The sequence below is a fragment of the Cylindrospermopsis sp. CR12 genome (assembly GCF_001432185.1).
Classification (GTDB): Bacteria; Cyanobacteriota; Cyanobacteriia; order Cyanobacteriales; family Nostocaceae; genus Raphidiopsis; species Raphidiopsis raciborskii.
On record NZ_LMVE01000092.1, the window covers coordinates 32,762 to 56,487 of the forward strand.

Genomic DNA, 23,726 nt, shown 5'->3' on the forward strand with positions numbered 1-23,726 from the left:
ACAGGAGAAATTACATGGCAATTTTAGCAGTTGGAGCGGGTCAAACTTACACCACAATTCAAGCAGCCATTAATGCTGCTAATAACGATGATATAATCGTGGTAAGGCCTGGGATTTATCAAGAAGATCTGACCATTAATAAATCCGTGACTCTAATAGGACCTTATGGTACTTTTGAGGGAATAGATGGTTTTGAAAACCGATTAGGGGTTAAGCCTCTGGATCCGGATATTAATGCAGCATTAGGAGTTGGAGGATTGCCAACAGCTAATGAAGATTTTCGTCGATATCAAGATGATAACGGAACTATCGATAACGCTTTTGGTAATACTCAAGAAGCGTGGATTAAAGGGACTATTACCGTAACAGAAGACAATGTTACTATTGATGGTTTCCGACTCAGAAATGAAAATGGTCCTCTAAAGTGGAATGATACCCCAGATAATTTTAAACTGCTTAACAACTACCTCACTGGTTATACTGCCAACAATAGCCCCAGTTTTGGAGATGCGAGCATTAACAACCCAACTGGAGTAGTCACGGGTTGGCAAATTGCTGGCAACTACATAGGCGGTTTATTGGGCGGTGGTGGTACAGGTGGTTCTATATACCTGGCTGGTTTACAAGATTCAAACATTGATGATAACACCTTCTGGCGTCCTCGAGCTGCCCATCTTTACCTAGCATCTCTGACTAATGTTACCATAGAGGATAATAAATTTTACCATGGACTACATACTGGAGGTGCCAATTTTGATGGATTTGGAGAATTTTTTAGTGGATCTGGATATGGCTATGGTGGTTATGGAGATGGCTATGGAGATGGTTATGGTGGTTATGGAGATGGATTCTTTGGTCGTAACTACTGGTTAGAACTGAAAGGAGATAACGATCAAGTCCTCATCAAGAATAACGAAGGTGAGTACAATAGCGGTGGTATTCAGTTGTTTGGTGAGACAGATAGTCCGTTTGCTTTTGATAATATCACTATAGAAGGCAACACTTTCCCTGATAACAACTTTATTAACGCCTATAGTGAAGCTCCTAGTAATGGCAAATCAGGTTTGATTCCCGCTGTCATGGCAACTGCTCGATTGAGTGGTCCTTCCGGTAGTAATTTGGTGATCCGTGACAATGATATCACAATGGATCTAGCTCAAGTAAAATTTATTACCGATCATAAATCTTCCTTAGAAGTGCGGGGTAATTTCAACGGAGTAACAGTTGAGGGCAACACTCTAACACCCAAGAACATAAATGGTGGTGTTGATATAATTACTGGTCTGAGCCTATATGGCAGTTTACCTGGGGAAACTCTAATCAGAGGTAACCAACTTTTGGGACAAGATGGAGATCCACTAGAAGCTAGTTATTATGGTATTGATTTAATACCAACTTTTGCTGACTATGGCACTTATACTGGTGACCTTACTGTTGAAGATAACACTATTAACAGTTGGCAGGTGGGAGTAAATCTCAGGAATACCAATGAGATTACAGGTGATATTAACATTAATGGAAACACTTTTGAGAATAATTCTTATGGTGTTGTTTTAGATGCAACTGCTACTACAAACAGTATCAACATTGCGGGCAATACTTTCAGTAATAATTTCAGTAACGTGTTCGATGGTATTGATCCTGTTATAACAATGGATCAAGTCCTCTCCTACGAAGAAAACCAAGACCTAGGTTCTGTATTAGGAACAGTATCAGCAACCGATAACCTTCCTAACACGGATAATGTAGGTGTCACCCAATACTTTATTTCCAGCGGTAATGATGATGGATTTTTCACTATCAATAGTAGTGGAGAAATCACCCTGACAGAAGCAGGTCTAGCAGCAGCCAACGACTTTGAAACTTCTCCCAGCAGTTTTAATCTGGGCATTATCGTCACAGATGGTGGAGGTTTACAAGATACCGAAACAATCACATTGAGTATCATTAATGTCAATGAAGGTCTTGGTCAGTTGCCCCCTATAACTACTGAAGGTGCTGGTTTTACTGTTGGTGCAACACTAATTGCAGCTATACCCTTTGACGATCCCGATGGTATTCCCACGGATATAAGCTATCAATGGCAACGATTAATTGAGGGGGTTTGGACTAATATTCCTGATGCTACTGAACAAAACTACATAGCCACAGAAGATGATAACAACAACCAACTTCGAGTAGAGGTTACTTACATTGCAGGTGGATTTGAGAAAGTAATTTACTCAAATAATGTTAGTATTTCTCTAGTACCAGTATCCGGCACTTTTGATAGTATTACCGGAGACAACAACCTGGATATCAGTGAGAAAGAAGCTGGGGTAACTCTAACGGGTACTGTTAGTGAAACTGGTACAACAGTTACTATTTTATTTGGGGGTCAAACTCGAGTTGCTCAAGTTGATGGTTTATCCTGGTCTTATGTTCTCAAGCCAAATGACTATAATTTCTTTGCAGCAGGTTCAAACCTATTCACAGCCATCTTTACCCGCACTGATGGTGGTGAAACCGGTAGTTTTACAACCTTTCAAACCCTAACTATTCCCGATGGCATCTTACCACCAAACACCAGTAATGCATTTGACCCAACTCAGCCCAAGGGACTGAAATCAGAAGTTATTGATGCTGCACAAACATTAGAGATTGACGGAGTCAGTATTCTGGAAATTAGTCAAACAGTTGGCATACTGGGTGAAGGAGAAAGTTTTAATGACCCCAACATTGCGGTATTACCCATTGGCACTCGAGATATATTTGACCAGGGCGCAAATGCTGGTGCTGCTAACTATGCTGCTGTCAAAACTGAGCCTGGTACAAGCATTCAAAGTATTTACATTGTTCCAGTAGTAGAGGAAGAGGGTGTTAAAAAGCTGCAAGTTGTTCTAGCAGATGGAACAGTAGTTGAAGCGGAAATTCCCCCTGATTTGATTTCCCCTATTGGAGATCCATTAGCTATAACTATTAGCGGAGTTCAACTTGGGGGTACAACCACCTTTGTTCTCTATCTGTCCCAGAATTTTATTAATCAATTACCTGAAGATCTTGACCTTGCGCGCTACGTTAAGTTCAACTATGAATCTCAGCAGTTCGAGCTTTATGATGATTTTAATTACGACTACATTTTTAACGATGTTGATGGGGATGGTGTCCGGGATTTTGGAGAGGTCTACTTAACCGTAAACCTAACAGATGGGGATATATGGGATGGGGATGGACTAGCTAACGGTATTATAGTTGACCCAGGACAGCTGGGAATTGCTACGGATAGCGGTACTGATAATAATCCACCTATTGCTATTGAACTGAGGGGAATAGTAGCGGAGAATGACCCTGGGGCTTTTATTGGTAGTTTAACAGTTACAGATGATCCGGGTGATAGCCATACTTTCACGGTGAATGATAGCCGTTTTGAAGTGATTAATGTGGATGGTAACAACATCCTTAAACTTAGGGAAGGTGAAAGCCTGGATTATGAAGCGGCTAGTAATATAGTACTAACTATTACTGCCATCGATAATGGTGGATTAGAAATCACCCAGGATTTCACTATCACCGTCACCGATGTTAATGAAGCACCTGTGGCCATTGAATTAAATCAAATAACAGTAATAGAGAACGACCCCGGGGCTATTATTGGTACTTTAACAGTCAGTGATCCTGATGGGAATGATGGTCATACCTTAAAAGTCAATAATGATACCCGATTTGAAATTGTTGATTTTGATGGTAATCAGACGCTTAAACTCAAAGCTGGTGAAAGCCTGGATTACGAAGCTGGTAGTGTAGAACTCTCTATTACTGCAACTGACAATGGTGGATTAGAAGTCACTCAAGATCTCACCGTTAGCATCACTGATGTTAATGAACCTCCTGTTGTCAGCTTTTCTTTCTTTGTTCCTGAGAGTACAACACTAGTAAGTAATCTAACGGTTGAAGATCCTGAAAACGACCCCATCACTCTTAGTTTGGCTGGAGTTGATGCTAGTTTGTTCTCGATTAGTCCTACCGGTGAATTAACCTTTAATACTGCTCCGGACTTTGAAGAACCTCTGAATGCAGACAAAAACAACCTTTATAAATTACAGGTTGTAGCAAGGGATGAGCAAAACAATAAGTCAATTCAGGATATTTCCATTCTTGTCACCAATGTCAATGAAGCTCCCATTGCTATTGATGATGTGTTAGCTATTATTCCGGGTAGTAGTTTTGGTACTCTTAACCCACTTGACAATGATAGTGATCCAGATCTGAATGATCCTCTAACCATTATCAACAAGACGGATGGTAACTATGGTCGTGTAGAAATCAGGGATAATGAGTTAATATATACCCTGCTAGACGCAACTTACATAGGAGATGATGTTTTCAGCTACACTATTATTGATGAGCAGGGTTTAGCAGCAACAGCCAATGTCAACGTTACTATCACTGGAACAGACATCATTACATATCCAGTGGAAATACTTGATCCCGAAGATTCTTTAATTCCCGATGAAGCTGGTTCCTTATCGGACATTGTTAATGATATCTCCTTCAATTTCCTTACAGATTACGACAAAGTTCAGGCAAAGCTGGCTTTACAAGAAGCTCTCAGTAAAACAGAAGCATCCTTTACTAACCTGTTTGGGCTTTATGAAGTGGATAATGCTCTTACAGGATCGGTTAATGGTGTTTTACCAGAGGACAAATCAGCTTATGCTAAAGCAGCATTAAGTAGAGTAGTACCCAACTTTGTAGTTCGAGCTGGAGGTTCGGGAGATGGTGTAAACGGAGATGTAATCGTGAGCGAGGGTAAAATCTATGCTCCCTTTGTCATCGCCCATGGTGGTAATTTCTCTGGTAGCGTGCAGGATGCAGTTAATGCTTTCTTTCAGGTCAATCCCGACAATAGTCCAGCTACTGCTCAAAATTACACTACCTTACCCGTTGCTTACTTTAGTTTTGGTTCAGCTAACCCAGATGGTGCAGCTCACATCAAGAGTTTTGGTAACAATGTGTTTGGATTTGAAGATTTACCCGCTGGTGTGGGAGTTAGCGATTACGACTTTAATGACACGGTTTTCTCTTTTGGTTAGGTCTAAGTTTCACGGGGAACTAAGTTTACAAGTGAGCTAATTAATTGTCTCACCTAGACCTTGGTAGCAATACTTCACGATAAAACCAGTCGCTTTTCATCCGACTTCAGCTTTGAACCAGGGAATTAATTCCCTGGTTCTTGAGAATGGTTTTGTGTGCCACAAACTATGCGATCGCGAAGCACTCGCTACGAAATTAAAGGTTAGTCATAATATCTATTAGAAAGGGTTGGGCTTCTCGTCCAACTAATTTTGTTGCGTTGATATCAAATCCCAAGCATCTTTCATTAGACGACTATAATCAATTCTCTCAGCTAATTCCTCACTAGAATAACGACCTTCAAAAGCTTCTAAAGAAGCACCATCTAGTGCGGAATAATAAGCATCTGCAAGAGCTGCTTTTAATTCAGAATTACTTAAATAGTAGCCGTTTACCTTTCGTCGCTTATTAGTGCGATTAATTTGACGAACTGCATTAGAAATAGAAATATCCCAGGAACGAGTCGTCCGTTGCTCTACTTGCTGTTTAATTAGATGTAGTATGAGAATAACTGCAAAACTGTAAATTTTATTGATCTTGTCATCTTTACTCATCTCGGTCATTTCCTCCACCAAGACCAGAGCATCAAGAACCTTTCCTTGAGTTAACAATGTTTTGAGTTCTAGCAGTTCTTCCATTGTCGGTCTCCCATAAACTAGTACTGTAGAAAGCTACTCTTGGTTTTGCTGACTTACAAAATGATTTTACTAAATTTTGGTAACCTTGACCAGGACTTCTACAAAATGATCGCAGTTGACTTTAAGTAGGTGGGTGGAATTAAATATAAGATGAACGTAGGTTGGTTTGAAGTATGAAACCCAACACCCCCATCGCCAACCCATCCTAAAAATAATTGTGCCTCCCTACTTACTTAAAAGTGATGCAATACATAGTGCTAATACTAAATAAATCTTAACAGCAAATTGTTCCATTTTGTGGTGATAATCCATCTAGTAAACATTAAGATATAGAAAAGTAGTTAAAAAAATGAAAAATGAGAAACTAAACCTAGCTACCAAATTAGCCTATGGTGCTGGAGATTTAGGACCTGCAGTAACCTCTAATATAGCCATATTTTTCCTCCTGGTCTTTTTTACTAATGTAGCTGGTATTCCTCCAGGTTTGGCGGGTAGCATTTTAATGATTGGTAAGGTGTGGGATGCAATTAACGATCCCATTGTGGGAGTGCTAACTGATAAAACTAAATCCCGTTATTGGGGTCGTCGTTTACCCTGGATGTTTTATGGTGCAATTCCTTTTGGAATTTTCTTCTTTCTCCAATGGACTATTCCTCAATTTTATTTAGACCCTGATCAAAATACTCTAGCTTTATTTTGGTACTATGTAGCTATTGGCATTTTATCTCAGGCTTTTTTTACCGTTGTTAATTTGCCCTACACTGCTATGACACCGGAGTTAACTCAGGATTATGATGAAAGAACTAGTTTAAATAGTTTTCGCTTTAGTTTCTCTATTGGTGGTAGTATTTTATCCTTAATTTTTGCCCAGGTGGTCTTTTCTCTGGTGAAAAGTCCCCAAGCACAGTATTTGGTTTTGGCAGCTTTATGTACTGTGCTTGCAGTTATATCTTTATATTGGTGTATTTATGGAACAAGGGAGCGGATTTTAGCTTTTGAAGCTAAACGTATTCAGATAGAACAACCAGTGGAAATTCCCTTTATTGACCAAATTAGAATTGCTTTTACTAATAAACCATTTTTATTTGTTATCGCAATTTATCTTTTTTCTTGGTTGGGTGTACAAATTACCGCAACGGTGATTCCTTATTTTGTTATTTACTGTATGAAATTGAATAATTCTCAGGTTCCTACAGTTTTAATAGCTGTGCAAGGAACAGCTTTGTTAATGTTATTTGTCTGGAGTTATTTAAGTAAACGATATGGCAAGAAAATAGTTTATTTCTTGGGGATGACCCTATGGATTTTTGCTGGTGCTGGATTATTTTTTCTCAACCCTGATCAGATTTTATTAATGTATATTATGGCTATCATGGCAGGTTTTGGAGTTTCCACAGCTTATCTCATTCCCTGGTCTATGATTCCGGATGTTATAGACTTGGATGAACTACAAACCGGACAAAGAAGAGAAGGCGTTTTTTATGGTTTTATGGTTTTACTCCAAAAGTTTGGGTTAGCTTTTGGTTTATTTCTGGTTGGCCATGCTTTACAAGTTTCAGGATTTAAAGAGGTTACTGCTGGAACTGCCAATATATTACCCTCCCAACCTGATTTGGCGTTATTTGCCATTAGGGTGATTATCGGACCAGTGCCAACATTTTTTTTAATTATGGGTTTAATTGTCAACTTTTTTTACCCTATCACCCGTGAGATGCACTCGGAAATTATGTTGAAGTTACAGGAGAAAAGGCAAAATTTACAATGAAAGAATCTAAGTAGGGAGGGGGTTAGCGGTAGGGTAACCCATGGGGGCGTTGGGTTTCGTTCCTCAACCCAACCTACGTTCATCTTGTGTTTAATTCCACTCACCCACTTAAACTATATTTTTAAAAACAATCCCCAAGAATGTTTAGAGATAACCTAGAAGTCCAAGACCTATACTAATTAACCCTCCACCCAATACTAACCATTGAGCATTAATCCGAAAACGTATAATCAAAACAGCAGCAATTAGGAACATAAATATACTAAACAAATCTAGCAGTGGAAATCTTTCTAAACCCAAGGTTTTGACTGCTATTTGCAAAGTTGTTACTATCATCAGGGCTACTGCACTGGCGTTTACTGCATCTAAAAAACTCCTTGTCCAGGGAGACTTCCGTAACCAGGGAATAACTGGGTTTAACAGTACGACAAATAAAAATGAGGGAAGAAAAATTCCTACTGTTGCTACAATTGCTCCGGGTAATCCAGAAATTATATATCCAATAAATGTGGCGGTTGAAAGTATAGGACCCGGAGTAAATTGACCAATGGCAATAGCGTCTAATAATTGTTGTTGTGTTAACCAATGATATTGATCTACTAGCTCCCCTTGCAAAAATGCAATTAGTAAATAACCCCCACCAAATAATACACTGCCAACTTTCAAAAAGAATAATCCTAATTGCCATATCGAAATGGTAGGAGTGAGGGCAACTTTTGGTAGGGTTGTGCCTAAAGTAAGGGCGGTAATTAATAGGTTTGTCTGCTTATTGCTATTGATGGCAATATTATGTAACCAAATCATGCCTAAAATTCCACCCAGCAATAAGGTGATGACTTCATTTACTTTACCGAAATAAGTTACCAAGGCAACTAATACGGCAATAATCAGTAGTTGTTTATTTTTTAGAGCTTTTTTACTTAACCCGAAAACAGCATTGAGAATAATTGCTAAAACTACTGGTTTAATCCCATAAAGTAAGGGAGAAAATTCTGGTACACTACCATAACTAACGTAAATAAAGGCAAAAACACCTGTAATTAAGACAGCAGGTAAAATAAAACTAATCCCGGAAACAATTAGTCCCAGCCATCCAGCATAAATATAGCCTATATGAATAACCATTTCAGTAGAATTAGGTCCGGGAATTAAATTGGTTGCACCCAATAAATCTAAAAAATGTTCTCGTGTTAACCACTGACGACGTTTCACCACCTCGTCTTCTATCATGGCAATATGGGCAACTGGTCCACCAAAACCGGTCACACCTAGTTTAAGAAAGAGTTTTGCCAATTCAATCAGTCGGTTTAATGGTATATTGTACATAACTACCCTTGTTGTTTTACATTTTTATACCTTTCCCCGCGCATAAACAGCAGTGTCTGGAAAATCAGTAAACACCCCGTCTACGCCCAAATTAAAAAACAATTCATATTCTCCCTGGGGGTGATTTTGATAATCTAGTGGGAGGAAGCAATTCTCATTACGAAAAGTCCAGGTATGAATCAACAAGTTCTGTTGATGAGCATCCTTAACTAAAGATGTAGGTGACAGTAATTTACCTTGACTATTTCTAGGTATTAGTAAATTTTTATTCACCCCTATGGCTTGTGCATATTGAGCTATTTTTTTTAGCCCACCAGGTTTAATCATATCCTGATAGGTACAGGATTTACCATCCACACGAAAATCATTTGGTTGGCCCAAATCATTAATTAATTGTACCAGAGGAAAATCTGTATTCTTGTTTAAATTTTGTAAATTACCCACTTCAAATGATTGGATAAATATGGGTAACTGGGTATTGGCTAAGGACCTTAACAAAGCTGGTTCCAATGGTAAACCTATTGATTGAAAATAACTGGGATGTTTAGTTTCTGGATAAATACCAATTGCATATCCCTTCTGTGAACTCTGGTTTTCAGCTAAATCAATTATTTCTTCTAGGGTAGGAATGGTCTCTAGTCCATCATATACGGTGTTTTGTGGACGGATTTGCCCAATTCTTTCTTTTACAGTTAAGGTCTTTAATTGTTTTAGGGTGAAGTCTTCTGTAAACCAACCGGTTCTTATTTCCCCGTCAATCATTTTTGTAGTCCGCAAATGGGCAAATTCAGGGTGATTCTCCACATCTGTGGTCATGGATATTTCATTCTCATGACGAGCAATTAATACTCCATCCTGACTGATCACTAAGTCTGGTTCAATATAATCAGCTCCCATATCAATTGCTAGTTGATATGCTGCTAATGTATGTTCTGGTCTATAACCGCTGGCGCCTCGATGGGCAATGATAATTGGTGTTGGCATCGGTAGTTTATAATCTAATCCCATTAATCTAATACCATTAAACAGACGCAAGAACCATATCTTTCCAACTAAACTGTGACATGGATTATACTTCTAACGGAAAATTCTACTCTTATTCTATAATTACTGTTTTATATTTAAAGCCTAAAATAAAGATTTTATAAAAAACAATAGGTACTATTGACATTTGATAATAACAAAGTCTACCATTGATTTTTATAAATGATTTTTATAAATCATGAATGAAAAAAATCCTAGCGTTAATTATTTTTGGCAGCGATGAATAATATTTTTTCTACAATTCCCACCAATATTTTAAATCAAAGGTTTGTGGCTAATAAGTTGATTACTGCACCAGCAAAATTTATTCCTTTTGATCCTAGGGACATTAATAAATCTATAACTTCTAGGTTTGAACAGCAAGTTAATAAATATCCTGATGCTATAGCTATTAAAACAACTCATGAAACTCTTACATATCATAAATTTAATCAACGAGCCAACCAATTAGCCAATGCTATTCTCTCTCAAAGAGGAGAGAAAGTAGAAGTAATTGCTTTGTTGCTGGAAAAAGGTCTGGATTTCATTACCAGTATCTTTGGTGCTTTAAAAACAGGCAAGATTATTGTACCTCTTGATTCTACATTTCCTGTTGATAGACTTGCTTATATTGTGGAAGATGCTCAAGCTGTTTTGCTTATTACCAATAATCAGAATTTACCTTTAGCTCGTGAATTAGGGCATCATGGTTGTGAGATATTTAATATTGATGAAATTAGCAATCATATCTCTACGGAAAATCCCCACGTACACATACTACCGGAGAATCCAGCTTATATAATTTATACGAGTGGATCAACCGGTAAACCTAAAGGAGTAGTTCAAAGTCATGTCAATTCTTTGCACTACTGTATGACTGATACAAATACCTTACTTGTTAGTAGAGAAGATAGGGTAATTTTTCTCTATTCATGCAGTACATTGGGTGGATTGTTATGTATTTTCTATACTTTGCTTAATGGTGCATCTCTATATTCCTATGATGTGAAAAAAGAGGGATTAAACAATTTAGTTCATTGGCTAGTTGCGGAAGAAATTACTATTTATCATTCATTTACAACTCTATTTCGTCATTTTATTGATACCTTTACAAAGGATGTAAAATTTCCCAAAATTCGTTTAGTTAAATTAGGTGGAGAAGCAACTTTAATTAGAGATGTAGAAAATTATAAACAGTATTTTGCTGATGAATGTATTCTCTATGGAAGTTTAGGTGCTAGTGAAGCGGGAACTTTTAGGAATTTTCTAATTGATAAAAGTACAAAAATTCAAGGAAGCAATGTTCCCATCGGTTATGCAGTTGAAGGAATGGAAGTTGTACTCTTGGATGATACGGGTGCAGAAGTTAAAACTGGCAATATTGGGGAAATTGCTATTCAAAGCAAGTATTTAGCTTTGGGTTATTGGCAAAAACCAGAACTAACAAAAGCTGTATTTACCTCAGATTTTCAACATGGAGATACAAAAATTTATCGCACTGGTGATTTGGGACTTATTCAGGGTGATGGTTGTTTAATTTATATGGGGAGAAAAGACTTTCAGGTAAAAATTAGAGGTTTCAGAATAGAAGTGACAGAAATTGAGATGGTACTTTTTCAAAGTGCTAATCTCAAGGAAGTTGTAGTTATAGCTCGTGAAGATATTCCCGGAGAAAAACGGTTAGTAGCCTATGTTGTACCTAAACACCAACCTGGACCAACTACTCAAGAATTACGACAATGTTTGCAAGATCAACTACCAGAATACATGATACCTAGTGCTTTTGTATTTTTGGATGCCCTACCATTAACACCTAATGGAAAAACAGATAGACGAGCTTTACCCGCACCTGAATTGACAAAACCAAAAATAACAGCCAACTTTGAAGAACCTATTGATGATATAGAATATCAGCTAATACAAATATGGGAAGAATGTTTAGGTATTAAACCTATTCATAGACAAGATAACTTTTTTGAACTGGGTGGAAATTCCTTGTTAGCTGTGCGTATTTTTGCAATTATAGAACGGAAATTAGGACAGAAATTACCTTTAGCATTTTTGTTTCCCGTTGGAACAGTAGCTGCGATCGCCCAGATTATTCGTCAAAATCAAGGTTTAGTAAATACTATCACGGCAAATTCCCGTCATTCATCTTTGGTAGCAATTCAACCCCAAGGTTCTCGACCACCTTTGTTTTTAATTCATCCTCTCGGTGGAGAATTACTATGTTATCGTCATTTAGCCATACATTTGGGGACTGAACAACCTGTTTATGGACTCCAATGTCAAGGACTAGATGGGGAAGAACTTCCTTTAGTACGAGTGGAAGATATGGCTGCACATTATCTTCAGGAAATACGAACTATTCAACCACAAGGACCTTATTTTCTCGGAGGATATTCTTTTGGTGGAGTTGTTGCTTATGAAATGGCGCGACAATTGGAAAAACAAGGCGAAAAGGTGAGTTTTTTGGCTATGTTGGATACCTGTCGTCCGGGGTATGCCAAACGTTTACCATTTGTGCAAAGAATTCCCTTGCATTTAAGAAATATTATTAAGGGTGGATCTAGATATTTGGTGAAGAAAGTTTTCGGTTGGAGCCAACATACTCAACATTATCTCAAATATTATCTCCAGGTAGCAATTCAATTTGAGAAGAAGTTCTCAACTGCAAAAGATATAGACAAATATATAACAACTATTGATGCTAATACCCAAGCTTTGCAGCACTATCAATTTCCTAGTTATTCAGGTAAAGTAACTTTATTCAGAACTGAGGATGAACATCGGGGTAATCATGTAGGTACTAAATATGATCATCAATTTGGTTGGGGCGATATAGTTACAGGAGAATTAGATGTTTATCACATTCCTGGTTCTCATCTTTCCCTACTAAATGAACCTTATGTTACAGTGCTGGCGGAAAAATTGCAGCAATCTCTGAAGAAGGTCGACGCTGACAAACTTGTTCTTACCCAGCAGTCCTTAAATTGCTTATAATAATAATGGACTTACATTATTACCCTACTAAATATTTTTTATGGGTCTTACTATCCAACTCCATGCTGAATCACAACGTGTGGAAGAACTAAGAAAACTGTTACAACAAGCTGGCTATGCCTACTATGTTCTCGACTCACCAATCATGGAGGATACAATTTATGACAGATTATATCGGGAATTACAAGAACTAGAAAAAAAATATCCAAACCTGGTTACTAGCGACAGTCCTACCCAACGGGTGGGGGAGCGACCTGCTACCCATTTTAGCTCGGTGCGACATAACATACCTTTATATAGTCTGGAGAATGCTTTTAATGTTGAGGAGTTACAAAGTTGGAATCAGCGATGGATTAGACATTTACCCACTCCACACTCCTTGACGGAAGTAGAATATGTAGCTGAACTGAAAATTGATGGTGCTGCTTTGGCTTTAACTTATCAAAATGGGGTTTTGGTTAGAGGTGCAACCAGGGGTGATGGAATCACCGGTGAGGACATTACTCCTAATGTGAGAACTATTCGCTCCATACCCCTACGGTTAAACTTTGACGGAATTGAACCGATTGAAAAGGTGGAAGTGCGAGGAGAAGTGTTTTTACCTTTAGAGGTATTTAAACAGATTAATCAAAAAAGGCAAAAAGCTGGTGAACAGTTATTTGCTAATCCCCGTAATGCTGTAGCTGGTACACTTCGACAATTGGATCCCCGTGTGGTGGCCCAGCGTCAACTGGATTTCTTTGCTTATACCCTACATATCCCCGGACTGGATGATAGAAGCATTGCTAATACTCAATGGGAATCTCTACAATTATTACAAAAACTCGGATTTCGCGTTGATGTCAATCATAAACTCTGTTCTTCCGTTGATGAAGTGGCTCAATATTATCAGTATTGGAATACGGAAAGACTTAATTCTCCTTACATGACTGATGGAGTGGTAGTAAAATTAAATGCCTTTAAATTGCAAGAACAATTGGGGTTTACACAGAAATTCCCCCGCTGGGCGATCGCTCTGAAATATGCAGCGGAGGAAGCACCTACTCGTGTGGAAAATATTATGGTTAATGTGGGAAGAACAGGAGCATTAACCCCCCTAGCTGAAATGCGCCCCGTACAATTAGCGGGAACTACAGTATCTAGAGCTACGCTACATAATAACGATCGCCTGCAGGAGTTAGATATTCGGATTGGGGACACGGTGATAGTACGCAAAGCTGGAGAAATTATCCCGGAGGTGGTCAGGGTAATTAAGGAACTGCGTCCTAATGACACTGAACCATTTATTATGCCCACTAATTGTCCCGTATGTGGTCAACCGGTAGTGCGAGAATTGGGGGAAGTGGTGACAAGATGTGTAAATGCTTCCTGTCCAGCAATTCTCAAGGGAGAAATCGAACATTGGGTTAGTCGAGATGCTTTGGATATTAAGGGAATAGGTGAAAAACTAGTACATCAATTAGTGGATAAAGGTCTAGTGCATTCCGTAGCTGATTTATATAATCTAACAGAAGAGCAATTATGTGGATTGGAAAGAATGGGCAAAAGATCCGCAGAAAAACTAGTCCAAGTAATTAGGGAATCAAAAAATCAACCTTGGTCTAGGGTATTATATGGTTTAGGTATTCGTCACGTGGGTAGCGTTAATGCTCAATTACTGTCCGAAAAATTTACCACAGTAGATAAATTGGCCAGTGCAAAACAATCAGATATTGAGGGTGTATATGGCATTGGTGTAGAAATTGCCCAATCCGTGTACCAATGGTTTCACATCAGTGCCAATCAAAATCTGATTATCCGTCTGGAAACTATAGGTATACAACTGGCCACTGGGAAGTCTGTTCACACTAGGACTGAACCTAATCCTCAAATTGCTGGTAAAACCTTTGTAATTACAGGTACCTTACCCACATTAAAAAGAGATGAAGCAAAAGCTATGATTCAAAAAGCTGGTGGTAAGGTCACAGACACAGTGAGCAAGAAAACTGACTTTATTGTTGTTGGTGCAGATGCAGGATCCAAATTAGAAAAAGCTCAATCTCTGGGAATTAAGCAACTAGATGAAGCTAATCTATTAGAAATGCTAATGATTCAGGAACCTGTTAAATCATGACACATCAAACCTCTGGTCGCTGGCGTTTAGGACTAACCTTGTCTTTGCTCACGGCATTTTTATGGGGAGTTTTACCAGTCGCTTTAAAAATGACTCTCCAGGTATTAGATATATACACTATTGTCTGGTTTCGGTTCTCTTTAGCATTTGTACTTTTAGGAGCTTATTTATTCACCCAGAATAAGCTACCAACTCAACAACAAATATTTTCTGCGCCTATCAAATTGTTAGTTATTACCACTATCTTCTTATGTGGTAATTATATACTATTTATGCAGGGTATAGCCTTAACCACTGCTAACAATACAGAGGTCCTAATTCAACTCGCAGGCGTTTTATTCGGACTTGGAGGTTTGGTGATTTTCAAAGAACGTTATACCCTATGGCAATGGTTGGGTATTAGTATCTTAACTTTGGGTTTTTTATTATTTTTTAAATCCCAAATTAGCAATTTAATTACCAGTCGGGGACAATATCTCTTAGGTAGTGGGTTAGTAATATTAGGTGCCATTTCTTGGGCCATTTATGCTTTGGCACAAAAGCAGTTATTACAATCTCTCTCATCATCCCATATTATGCTCGTAGTTTATGGTGGATGTGCTTTATTATTAACTCCTTTTGCCAAGATTACCACTATTTTCACTCTTGATCTTGCATCTTTATCAGTGCTAATTTTTTGTGGACTAAATACCCTAATTGCTTATGGTGCTTTTGCGGAGTCTTTAGAACATTCCCCAGCATCTATAGTCAGTGCAATTTTAGCCCTAGCTCCCATTTTTACTCTAATATCAGTAGACTTAGTAGCAACTATTTTCCCTCAAATCTTTACGCCAGAATATATTAACCTGAGAGGGATTATTGGTGCTTTACTAGTTGTGGTTGGTTCAGCAACCACTGCTTTGGGTAAAAATAAATAAAGTCTTATTTTGCTTTCTAACCAATGGGATAATTACCAGGTTTGACCGCATGAATAAACTCGCTACCGGAATGAGGTCTTCCTCGCTTATAAGCTGCTTCCTCTGGTCTACCCCAACCCATCTGTAAAATTAACTCTAAGAAACTGCCATTTTCCCATTTTAAAAAACTCACCCATTCTGTTCTTTGGGCAATTCTTTCCACATCCAAGTTATGGATTTTTTCATGTTCTCTACCATTGCTCATACTCAAATATAAATCCATATTGGCTGTTACTTGCTCCCAATATGTCAGCATAGACTTTTTTGCTCCTTTCAATATTTGTAAATCAGTATCTAAGGCTATTAACTGTCCATGAACCTCTGGATAATGTAAAGTTTGAGCATTAATGGTCAAGTCTTTCCACACAATACCAGAAACCTGATGTTCTCTTTGATATTGATGAATGGAATATTTAAAATCTTGGTAAGCTGTGAATTTTTGTAATCCCTCAGTGGGAATGAACTGGTCAATGATAGGATTACCTGAAACTTTCACATCTAATTTTAAACGTTCCCCTTTTAAGCAAGCTTGGCGCTCTGCTGATAAGATCTGAATCAGTTCCCAGGTTGAATAGACTTTGTTCATTGGTAATCATTGAGTATTAGTTATTTGTTATTTGTGGATGACTTAATTATTATGTTTTAGTAATTAGCAAAATGCGGTATCACAACCAACAAAAAATTAGACTGGGGTGATCAGAGATCACCCATGGAGCTTAGTGGTGGGATTCGGTGATTTTAAGGACTTAACTCACTGCTATACTCATTAAATGAACGTTGTTGGTACTTGATGGATTGATCCCGGGGGACTAAATTAAATACTTGTCGGAACTTATCATCTATCTCTTCAAAGGGTACTTGTCCATTTTTATTGAGAACAACTTTACCTGACTGATCAAAAACCACTATTTGAGGTACACTACCAGAATAATAGTATCCTGGTTCATTAGCATTATAGACTTTTTTGGGCGGAATAGCATCCACACTCACTGGAATAATCCTCACCTCTCTACCATATAACGCTTGAGTCTGGGAAATAAATACCGCATACTGTTTACAATCCCTACTGTCATCAATATAAAACGTTAGTAGGATGGGTTTGTGTTCTGCTAAACTCTGTTCTAGGGTTTGTTTGGGGGGGACCAAGGAACCATTTCCCGCAAAAACCACAAAAATATTACCCTCATATCTGTCATCTTTACTACCTGCCAGTGCAGTATCTATATTTATACCTGTGGTAACAATCAACAGGCAAACTACCAATAATAGGAACTTTAAACAAAATCTCTGACATTTGCCAGTTAGGGATACTAGTAAAAAAGGAAACTCTATCTTATTCATTAACAAAAACCTTATTTAACACGTTTGTCTACATATAATAGTTACACCTATAGTGACAACTGGGGGATATTTTTGAGGAATTTTTTGGTGTTTGGCACTATGAACCTAGCGGTTTTGGTAAACATTAGTTAGACTAGGGGGATTGTTTTTAACAATCAGGAAATTTCTTGGGAGCGCCCGTGAAAAAGAAATCAAAGTTTATACCAATTATAAACAGAATTAAACTATACTTGGCAGTATCTATCGCTAAAACTATCACCTTTTTAGTGCGTTCCCTGGGTTTTGGAGCTGCTAGTGTGTTGCCAGGTGCTATTGCACGACGCATCGAGCCTAAACTTTTACAGTTTTTGAGTCAGCAGGTAAAAAAAGGTGTAATTTTAATTGCAGGAACCAATGGCAAAACCACGACTGCTTTGTTGTTGTGTACTATTTTGGAAAACAAAGGGTTTAAAATTGCCCATAATTCCACTGGTGCGAACCTGGAAAATGGTTTAGCAACTGCTTTAATAGAAAACACTAACTTAATGGGTTATTTGAATGTTGACTATGCAATTTTAGAGGTTGATGAAAATATTGTTCCTAAAGTATTACAACCTTTACAACCAAATTTGATTATTTGTTTAAATTTGTTTAGAGATCAACTAGACAGATATGGGGAGGTTGATACCATTAGCAAAAAATGGACAAGGGCAATTTCCACGTTACCCAGGGAGACTGTAGTTATTGCCAATGCTGATGACCCTACTTTATCCTATTTAGGTCAGCAGTTACATCAGAGAGTGTTATTTTTTGGTTTAAGTGAACCGGAAAATTATTTAGATTCCATTCCCCATGCAGTGGATTCTATTTACTGTCCCCGTTGTGGAGATCCTTTGGATTATCAAGGGGTTTATTTATCCCACCTGGGAGATTTCACCTGTCCCAGTTGTGGATTTAACAAAAGTCAACCTTTGTTATTGAGTGGTGAATGGTCACAGATTCTCGTAGGATTATACAACAAATATAACACCCTAGCTGCTGTCACTGCTGCTCAAGAATTAGGTATTGACGAACCAACGATTAAAAACAGTATTGACAATTTCCAAGCTGCTTTTGGTCGAGCTGAAGATTTATTGGTCAGTGGCAAAAAGGTGCGGATTTTGTTATCTAAAAATCCCGTGGGAACTAATGAAACTATTAGGGTGGTCACCCAAAGTCAAGATAAAACTACTTTATTGGTTTTAAATGATCGGATCCCTGATGGTACTGATGTTTCCTGGATTTGGGATGTTGATACGGAAAAATTGGTGGAACGAGGTGGAACACTAATTGTTAGCGGAGATCGTCTCTATGATATGGCTTTAAGGTTACGTTATAGCCAAAGTTCTTTGGATAGTAAGATCCGTTTAATCGTTGAGGAGGATTTGCAGCAAGCTATCAAGATTGCTCTGGAAAATACTCCTCATCATGAGACTTTGCATATTCTTCCTACCTATTCAGCTATGCTGGAAGTACGAGGAATTTTAACGGGGAGAAAAATTCTCTGATGTTTTATCTTCTTTCTAGCATTTTTTAAAAACAACTAAAAAAATGGAAATTATTATTGGTTGGTTATATCCAAAACTGATGAGCACTTATGGAGATAGAGGTAATGTTATCACTCTCCAACGTCGATCTCAATGGCGCGGATACGACGTCACAGTATTACCGTTAGACCAAAATTCCACCCCCCAGGACATAAAATCTGTGGATGTTATTGTGGGGGGAGGTGCCCAAGACCGTCAGCAAGAAATTGTTATGCGTGATTTACAAGGAGCAAAAGCTGAAGCAATTAAGGATAAAATAGAGCAAGGTACACCGGGGGTTTTTACCTGTGGTTCACCTCAACTACTAGGACATTATTATGAACCCGCTGTGGGAAAAAGAATACAAGGTTTAGGAATATTGGATTTAGTTTCTGTTCACCCAGGAGAAACCTCTAAACGCTGTATTGGCAATCTGGTTATAGAGGTGACTGCTTCCCGTTTAGCACGAGAACTACAAGCAATGACGGGAATTAAACCCTATTTGGTTGGTTTTGAAAACCATGGGGGTAGAACTAAGTTAGGAACGGTAGAACCCCTAGGACGTGTTGTTTATGGTCTAGGTAATAATGGGGAAGATGGAACTGAGGGTGCTTTTTATCAAAATGCGATCGCCACTTATTCACATGGCCCTTTACTACCCAAAAATCCCTTTGTTGCAGACTGGTTAATTGTCACAGCATTAAAGCTCAAGTATCAACAAGAATTTGAACTCTCACCTTTAGATGATACTTTAGCACTACAAGGGAGAGAGTCTATGTTTAATCGTTTAAAATTGACAAGTAGTTTAGTGATTAACGAGTAATTTGGGCCCTTTGCAAAAAGGGGCGCACCACTAAATATCCAGCACTAAAGCCAGAAACCATCACCACAAGAATGATTAAAAACAACCACCAACCATTTAGTCCTCTACTAACGAAATTAGAAGGTTTGGATCTGGTCTTGAAATTAGTCCGGGTTTTGTTTTTGATTTGTGTGTTCTTTTTATCCCCTTCTGACTTAGGTTTAGGTGCATTTTTTGGGTGGGTGGGGTGTATGGGTTCTTCCCTTAGAGATTTTGACTCATCATAAGGTGTATTCTGGCTGTTAATAGGGTTGGGACTGGTGTTATAATTTTTGTTTAATCCTTCCTGAGAATATTTACCAGGGTCATTTTTGGAATCAAGCAAATTTTGTAATTCCAAACAAGACTGAACAACTCGATTAACTTCCTGGAGTAAATACTGATTTTCTTGCACTAATTTTTGATTATGGTTGGTAACCACATCTAATTTAGATTGTACGGCTTTTAATTCTGTCACCAGTTCTCGATAGACGGAAATAGGAACGGAGGGGGAATATGTGGGATGAGATGGTTTGCCATTAACATCACCCGTAGTTGCTCGCATCTGCATGTTCGTATCACCATGAGGTTGGGAATTTAACCAAATATACCATTTTCATGGATTAATCTATTCTACCACAGTTGGTCATCATATAACTTAATAACCAACCAGCCATAGTAGCACGGCGAGTCTGTCTAGGTCCAAACTCGCCTATCTTATAACCTTTAAAACCCAATTTTTCTTTTAGTAGTTGTTTATTATCCGGAGGAATAGAACGGGTCAGCTTGACGGTTGCAGGGCGGGACTCTATGAAGTTGGGGGGTTGGGGATAATCAGTAACCCATTCAGGACTAACCTGGGTACTATCCCATGTTTGTAGATTATAATCGTATCTGTAACCTAAATAGTGCCACACCAACTGATTAACAGTAAGATCATCAATTTTTTCGTTGATGATATCCCAAATAGTTTCTTGGTTGAGTTGTGGCAAGTTAGACATAGTTAGGCATTTCTCACACGTAAAAAGTTTGTTAACTTACCATTACATCATAATCTCTAAACTATGGAAAACACCACAGAAATTACCAAACTGGTTCGGGCCCATGTTTTTATTACCGGACAGGTTCAAGGCGTGGGATACCGATATGCAACCGTAGACACAGCTACCCAGTTAGGTTTAACCGGTTGGGTGAGAAATCTTGTCGACGGTCGAGTAGAAGCGGTCTTTGAGGGATCCAGGGATATTGTAGAAGAGATGGTACGATGGTGCCATACGGGACCAACTGCTGCCATAGTTAAACAGGTTGTTATTAATTATGAACAAGCGGAAGGATTGAGAACTTTTGAACTGTGCCTTAGTCACAACGTTGGATAGGCGTTTTTTCTCCGATCGTTTGCACATCATGGCTAAAATAGCCATATACTAAGCCAAAACCAAATATGAAGAAAAATTTACGGCTTTTTCTATTTCGTGTTAGTATTTCCTAGGAGATAAATTCTAGATAACTTTTATTAAATACCAAAACTATTATGGAATAAACTGCTTGACCAAATAAATAAAGGATTCTAAAAGTCGTGGAGTATATGAAACTTCTGATGGGTTCAAAATTAATGCGGACTGTAATGGTGCTGCTAATATTTTGAAAAAAGTAGCGGTGATGCTAGGAATTGATCTTAGCGGAATCAGTAGAGACTGTTTAAGCCAGCCTCAGAAAGTTCGTTTATGGACTCTTCAGAAATCTCCGTGTCTTTAGACCGGAGAAGCTTAATTAATAACAAAACTTCTCAAAAAAAATTGAACTAACCAACCTTCTACTAGACCTATTGAGTAACATTAGTACACTATAGGCAAAAACTCTCTTTTATTCATTGATTAGCTCCCAGACAAAACCATGAGTGCAAGTGCCACTGTTCATCAAAATCCCCTTCTTCAAGGCTCTGGTCTACCTACATTTACAGATATTACTCCGGATCAGGTAGAGCCTGCATTTACTCAGCTATTAACAGAACTATGGAAACAACTAACCATCTTAGAATCTAGTGTGGAACCAACTTGGAGTGCTTTAGTGGAGCCACTGGAGCAGTTAACAGAAAGATTATCTTGGAGTTGGCGAGTATTAAACCACCTCATGGCTGTAAAGAATAGTCCTGATTTACGAATAGCTTATCAAAAATTACAACCACAGGTGGTAGAGTTTACTAATGCCCTTGGTCAAAGTAAGCCTATTTATGAAGCATTCAAGGATCTACGTCATGGGGATTTTTGGGAGAACCTCAAACCAGCTCAAAAACGCATTGTAGAGGCTGCTATTAGAGATGCTCAACTCTCTGGTGTCGCTTTGGCGGGGGAATCAAGGGAGCGTTTTAATGAGATTCAAATGCAGTTAGCCAAACTAAACACTCAGTTTGCTAACCATCTTTTAGATGCAACTACAGCGTATAGTCTAGTTTTAACTACTAAAGAAGAAATTGAGGGGTTACCAAGCAGTTTACTTAGTTTAGCTGCTCAAGCTGCTCGCGGTGCGGGAGAGGAACAAGCTAACCCACAGACTGGTCCTTGGCACATTACCCTAGATTTCCCCAGCTACTTCCCCTTCATGCAGCATAGCACTCGTCGAGACCTGCGGGAAAAGTTATATAAAGCCTACATTAGTCGTGCTGCTAGTGGAGATTTGGACAATAATCCTCTAATTCAGGAGATTTTGGGATTAAGGCAAGAAATGGCGGGATTGCTGGGCTTTGAAAACTATGCCCAGTTAAGTCTAGCTAGTAAGATGGCCCAAAAGGTTAGTGCAGTAGAAAAACTACTAGAAGAGTTACGTCAAGTCAGTTATGATGCAGCTACCCAAGAAATAGCAGATCTGAAAACCTTTGCCAAAAACCATGGATTCCCCCAAACGGAGGATCTGGAACATTGGGATGTCAGTTTTTGGGCTGAGCGTCAGCGAGAGGCCAAATTCACTTTCACCCAGGAGGAATTACGTCCCTATTTTCCCCTACCTCAAGTTCTCAATGGCCTATTTGAGCTGGTTCAACGTCTGTTTGGTGTAATCGTTAGTCCAGCAGATGGTCAAGCTCCCATTTGGCATGAAGATGTTCGCTATTTTAAAATTTCTGACCCTTCTGGTAGGACCATTGCTTACTTTTATCTAGACCTCTACAGTAGACCAGTAGAAAAACGTGGTGGAGCTTGGATGGATGCTTGTATTCACCGCCGTAGGGCTACCCAAAATGGTGTAGATGTGGTCTGCTTACCAGTGGCCTATCTCATTTGTAATCAAACTCCCCCTGTGGATGATAAGCCCAGTTTGATGACCTTTGATGAGGTAGAAACTCTCTTCCATGAGTTCGGTCATGGTCTCCACCACATGCTCACTCAGGTTGATTATACTGGAGCAGCAGGTATTAACAATGTAGAATGGGATGCAGTGGAGTTGCCTAGTCAATTCATGGAAAATTGGTGTTATGACCGTCCCACCCTGTTTGGTATGGCTAAACACTATCAAACGGGTGAACCGCTGCCAGAGGAATACTATCACAAACTGTTAGATGCCCGCAACTACATGAGCGGTTCCGCAATGTTACGACAAATTCACCTGAGTATGGTAGATTTAGAATTACATCATCGCTATTTTCCCACCGGTCAAGAAACTCCAGTAGATATACGCAATCGTATTGCTAAAACTACTACTATTTTGTCTCCTCTACCGGAGGATCAATTTCTCTGTGCTTTCGGTCATATTTTTGAAGGTGGTTATGCGGCGGGATATTACAGTTACAAATGGGCAGAGGTTTTAAGTGCTGACGCTTTTGCTGCTTTTGAAGAAGTTGGACTAGATAATGAAGAAGCAGTACAAATTATTGGTCGTCGCTATCGAGATACAATTCTATCTATGGGTGGTAGCAAACATCCCATGGAGATTTTTGAGGCCTTTAGAGGTCGAAAACCCAGCACTAAAGCTCTACTTAGGCATAACGGTCTTTTACCAGCTCGTTAGAGGATTCGGGGGGGGAAATTGCTAACACCCCAGGGTTTCAGCTACCAACCCCCGTCTTGTGAAAA

At 38.7% G+C, this 23,726-nt stretch carries 16 protein-coding genes; 9 read left to right on the plus strand and 7 right to left on the minus strand.

The features are described from left to right. Positions 1-14 precede the first annotated feature (14 nt). The gene (locus tag ASL19_RS18270) at positions 15-5,072 is read left to right on the plus strand and encodes a cadherin domain-containing protein (protein ID WP_057178294.1); all 5,058 of its coding nucleotides are present in this window, start codon (positions 15-17) and stop codon (positions 5,070-5,072) included. Positions 5,073-5,318: 246 nt separating this feature from the next. Here ASL19_RS18270 and ASL19_RS10450 read toward each other — a convergent pair whose 3' ends face one another. Next, entirely contained in the window at positions 5,319-5,750 is a 432-nt protein-coding gene (locus tag ASL19_RS10450) for a DUF29 family protein (RefSeq protein ID WP_057178295.1), read from the minus strand. A gap of 349 nt (positions 5,751-6,099) precedes the next feature. Here ASL19_RS10450 and ASL19_RS10455 point away from each other — a divergent pair, with 349 nt between their 5' ends. Then, a complete protein-coding gene (locus ASL19_RS10455) occupies positions 6,100-7,515 on the plus strand; it encodes an MFS transporter (RefSeq protein ID WP_057178296.1) in 1,416 nt (471 codons plus the stop codon). 144 nt (positions 7,516-7,659) lie between these two features. Here ASL19_RS10455 and chrA read toward each other — a convergent pair whose 3' ends face one another. Together chrA and ASL19_RS10465 are read right to left on the minus strand one after the other, a co-directional pair. Further along, positions 7,660-8,841, minus strand: coding sequence for a chromate efflux transporter (gene chrA, locus ASL19_RS10460; RefSeq protein WP_057178297.1), 1,182 nt, complete (start codon positions 8,839-8,841; stop codon positions 7,660-7,662). Between the two features lie 24 nt (positions 8,842-8,865). Then, on the minus strand, positions 8,866-9,825 hold the full coding sequence (locus ASL19_RS10465) for a glycerophosphodiester phosphodiesterase (protein WP_235528984.1): 960 nt from the start codon (positions 9,823-9,825) through the stop codon (positions 8,866-8,868). A 279-nt stretch (positions 9,826-10,104) separates the two neighbouring features. On the opposite strand from ASL19_RS10465, the gene ASL19_RS10470 reads away from it, so the two are divergent. Genes ASL19_RS10470 through ASL19_RS10480 form a run of 3 tightly spaced genes read left to right on the plus strand, consistent with a single transcriptional unit; the run spans position 10,105 to position 15,897 of the window. Next, positions 10,105-12,867: an AMP-binding protein gene (locus tag ASL19_RS10470; protein ID WP_057178299.1), complete on the plus strand. Its 2,763-nt coding sequence runs from the start codon at positions 10,105-10,107 to the stop codon at positions 12,865-12,867. Positions 12,868-12,907: 40 nt separating this feature from the next. Further along, positions 12,908-14,980, plus strand: a complete 2,073-nt coding sequence (ligA, locus tag ASL19_RS10475) for an NAD-dependent DNA ligase LigA (RefSeq protein ID WP_057178300.1) — start codon at positions 12,908-12,910, stop codon at positions 14,978-14,980. Further along, positions 14,977-15,897 carry a DMT family transporter gene (locus ASL19_RS10480; protein WP_057178301.1) on the plus strand — a complete coding sequence of 307 codons (921 nt, stop codon included), beginning with the start codon at positions 14,977-14,979 and terminating at the stop codon, positions 15,895-15,897. Before ligA ends, ASL19_RS10480 begins: the two co-directional genes overlap by 4 nt. A gap of 16 nt (positions 15,898-15,913) precedes the next feature. On the opposite strand, the gene ASL19_RS10485 is transcribed toward ASL19_RS10480, so the two are convergent. Beyond that, a complete protein-coding gene (locus ASL19_RS10485) occupies positions 15,914-16,522 on the minus strand; it encodes a hypothetical protein (RefSeq protein WP_057178302.1) in 609 nt (202 codons plus the stop codon). 152 nt (positions 16,523-16,674) lie between these two features. After that, positions 16,675-17,277 carry a thylakoid membrane photosystem I accumulation factor gene (locus ASL19_RS10490; RefSeq protein ID WP_057178303.1) on the minus strand — a complete coding sequence of 201 codons (603 nt, stop codon included), beginning with the start codon at positions 17,275-17,277 and terminating at the stop codon, positions 16,675-16,677. A gap of 200 nt (positions 17,278-17,477) precedes the next feature. On the opposite strand from ASL19_RS10490, the gene ASL19_RS10495 reads away from it, so the two are divergent. Beyond that, a complete protein-coding gene (locus tag ASL19_RS10495; protein ID WP_040008833.1) occupies positions 17,478-18,803 on the plus strand; it encodes a Mur ligase family protein in 1,326 nt (441 codons plus the stop codon). Between the two features lie 43 nt (positions 18,804-18,846). Then, positions 18,847-19,644 carry a type 1 glutamine amidotransferase gene (locus ASL19_RS10500; RefSeq protein ID WP_057178304.1) on the plus strand — a complete coding sequence of 266 codons (798 nt, stop codon included), beginning with the start codon at positions 18,847-18,849 and terminating at the stop codon, positions 19,642-19,644. Here ASL19_RS10500 and ASL19_RS10505 read toward each other — a convergent pair. Continuing rightward, on the minus strand, positions 19,634-20,233 hold the full coding sequence (locus ASL19_RS10505) for a hypothetical protein (protein ID WP_057178305.1): 600 nt from the start codon (positions 20,231-20,233) through the stop codon (positions 19,634-19,636). The two genes, ASL19_RS10500 and ASL19_RS10505, sit on opposite strands and share 11 nt — an antisense overlap. Positions 20,234-20,285: 52 nt before the next feature. Then, complete coding sequence (locus ASL19_RS10510) at positions 20,286-20,663, minus strand: DUF1823 family protein (RefSeq protein WP_006277002.1); 378 nt, start codon at positions 20,661-20,663, stop codon at positions 20,286-20,288. Positions 20,664-20,726: 63 nt separating this feature from the next. On the opposite strand from ASL19_RS10510, the gene ASL19_RS10515 reads away from it, so the two are divergent. Continuing rightward, on the plus strand, positions 20,727-21,038 hold the full coding sequence (locus ASL19_RS10515) for an acylphosphatase (protein WP_057178306.1): 312 nt from the start codon (positions 20,727-20,729) through the stop codon (positions 21,036-21,038). A 517-nt stretch (positions 21,039-21,555) separates the two neighbouring features. Continuing rightward, complete coding sequence (locus ASL19_RS10520; protein WP_057178307.1) at positions 21,556-23,661, plus strand: M3 family metallopeptidase; 2,106 nt, start codon at positions 21,556-21,558, stop codon at positions 23,659-23,661. The last annotated feature ends 65 nt before the right edge of the window (positions 23,662-23,726 follow it).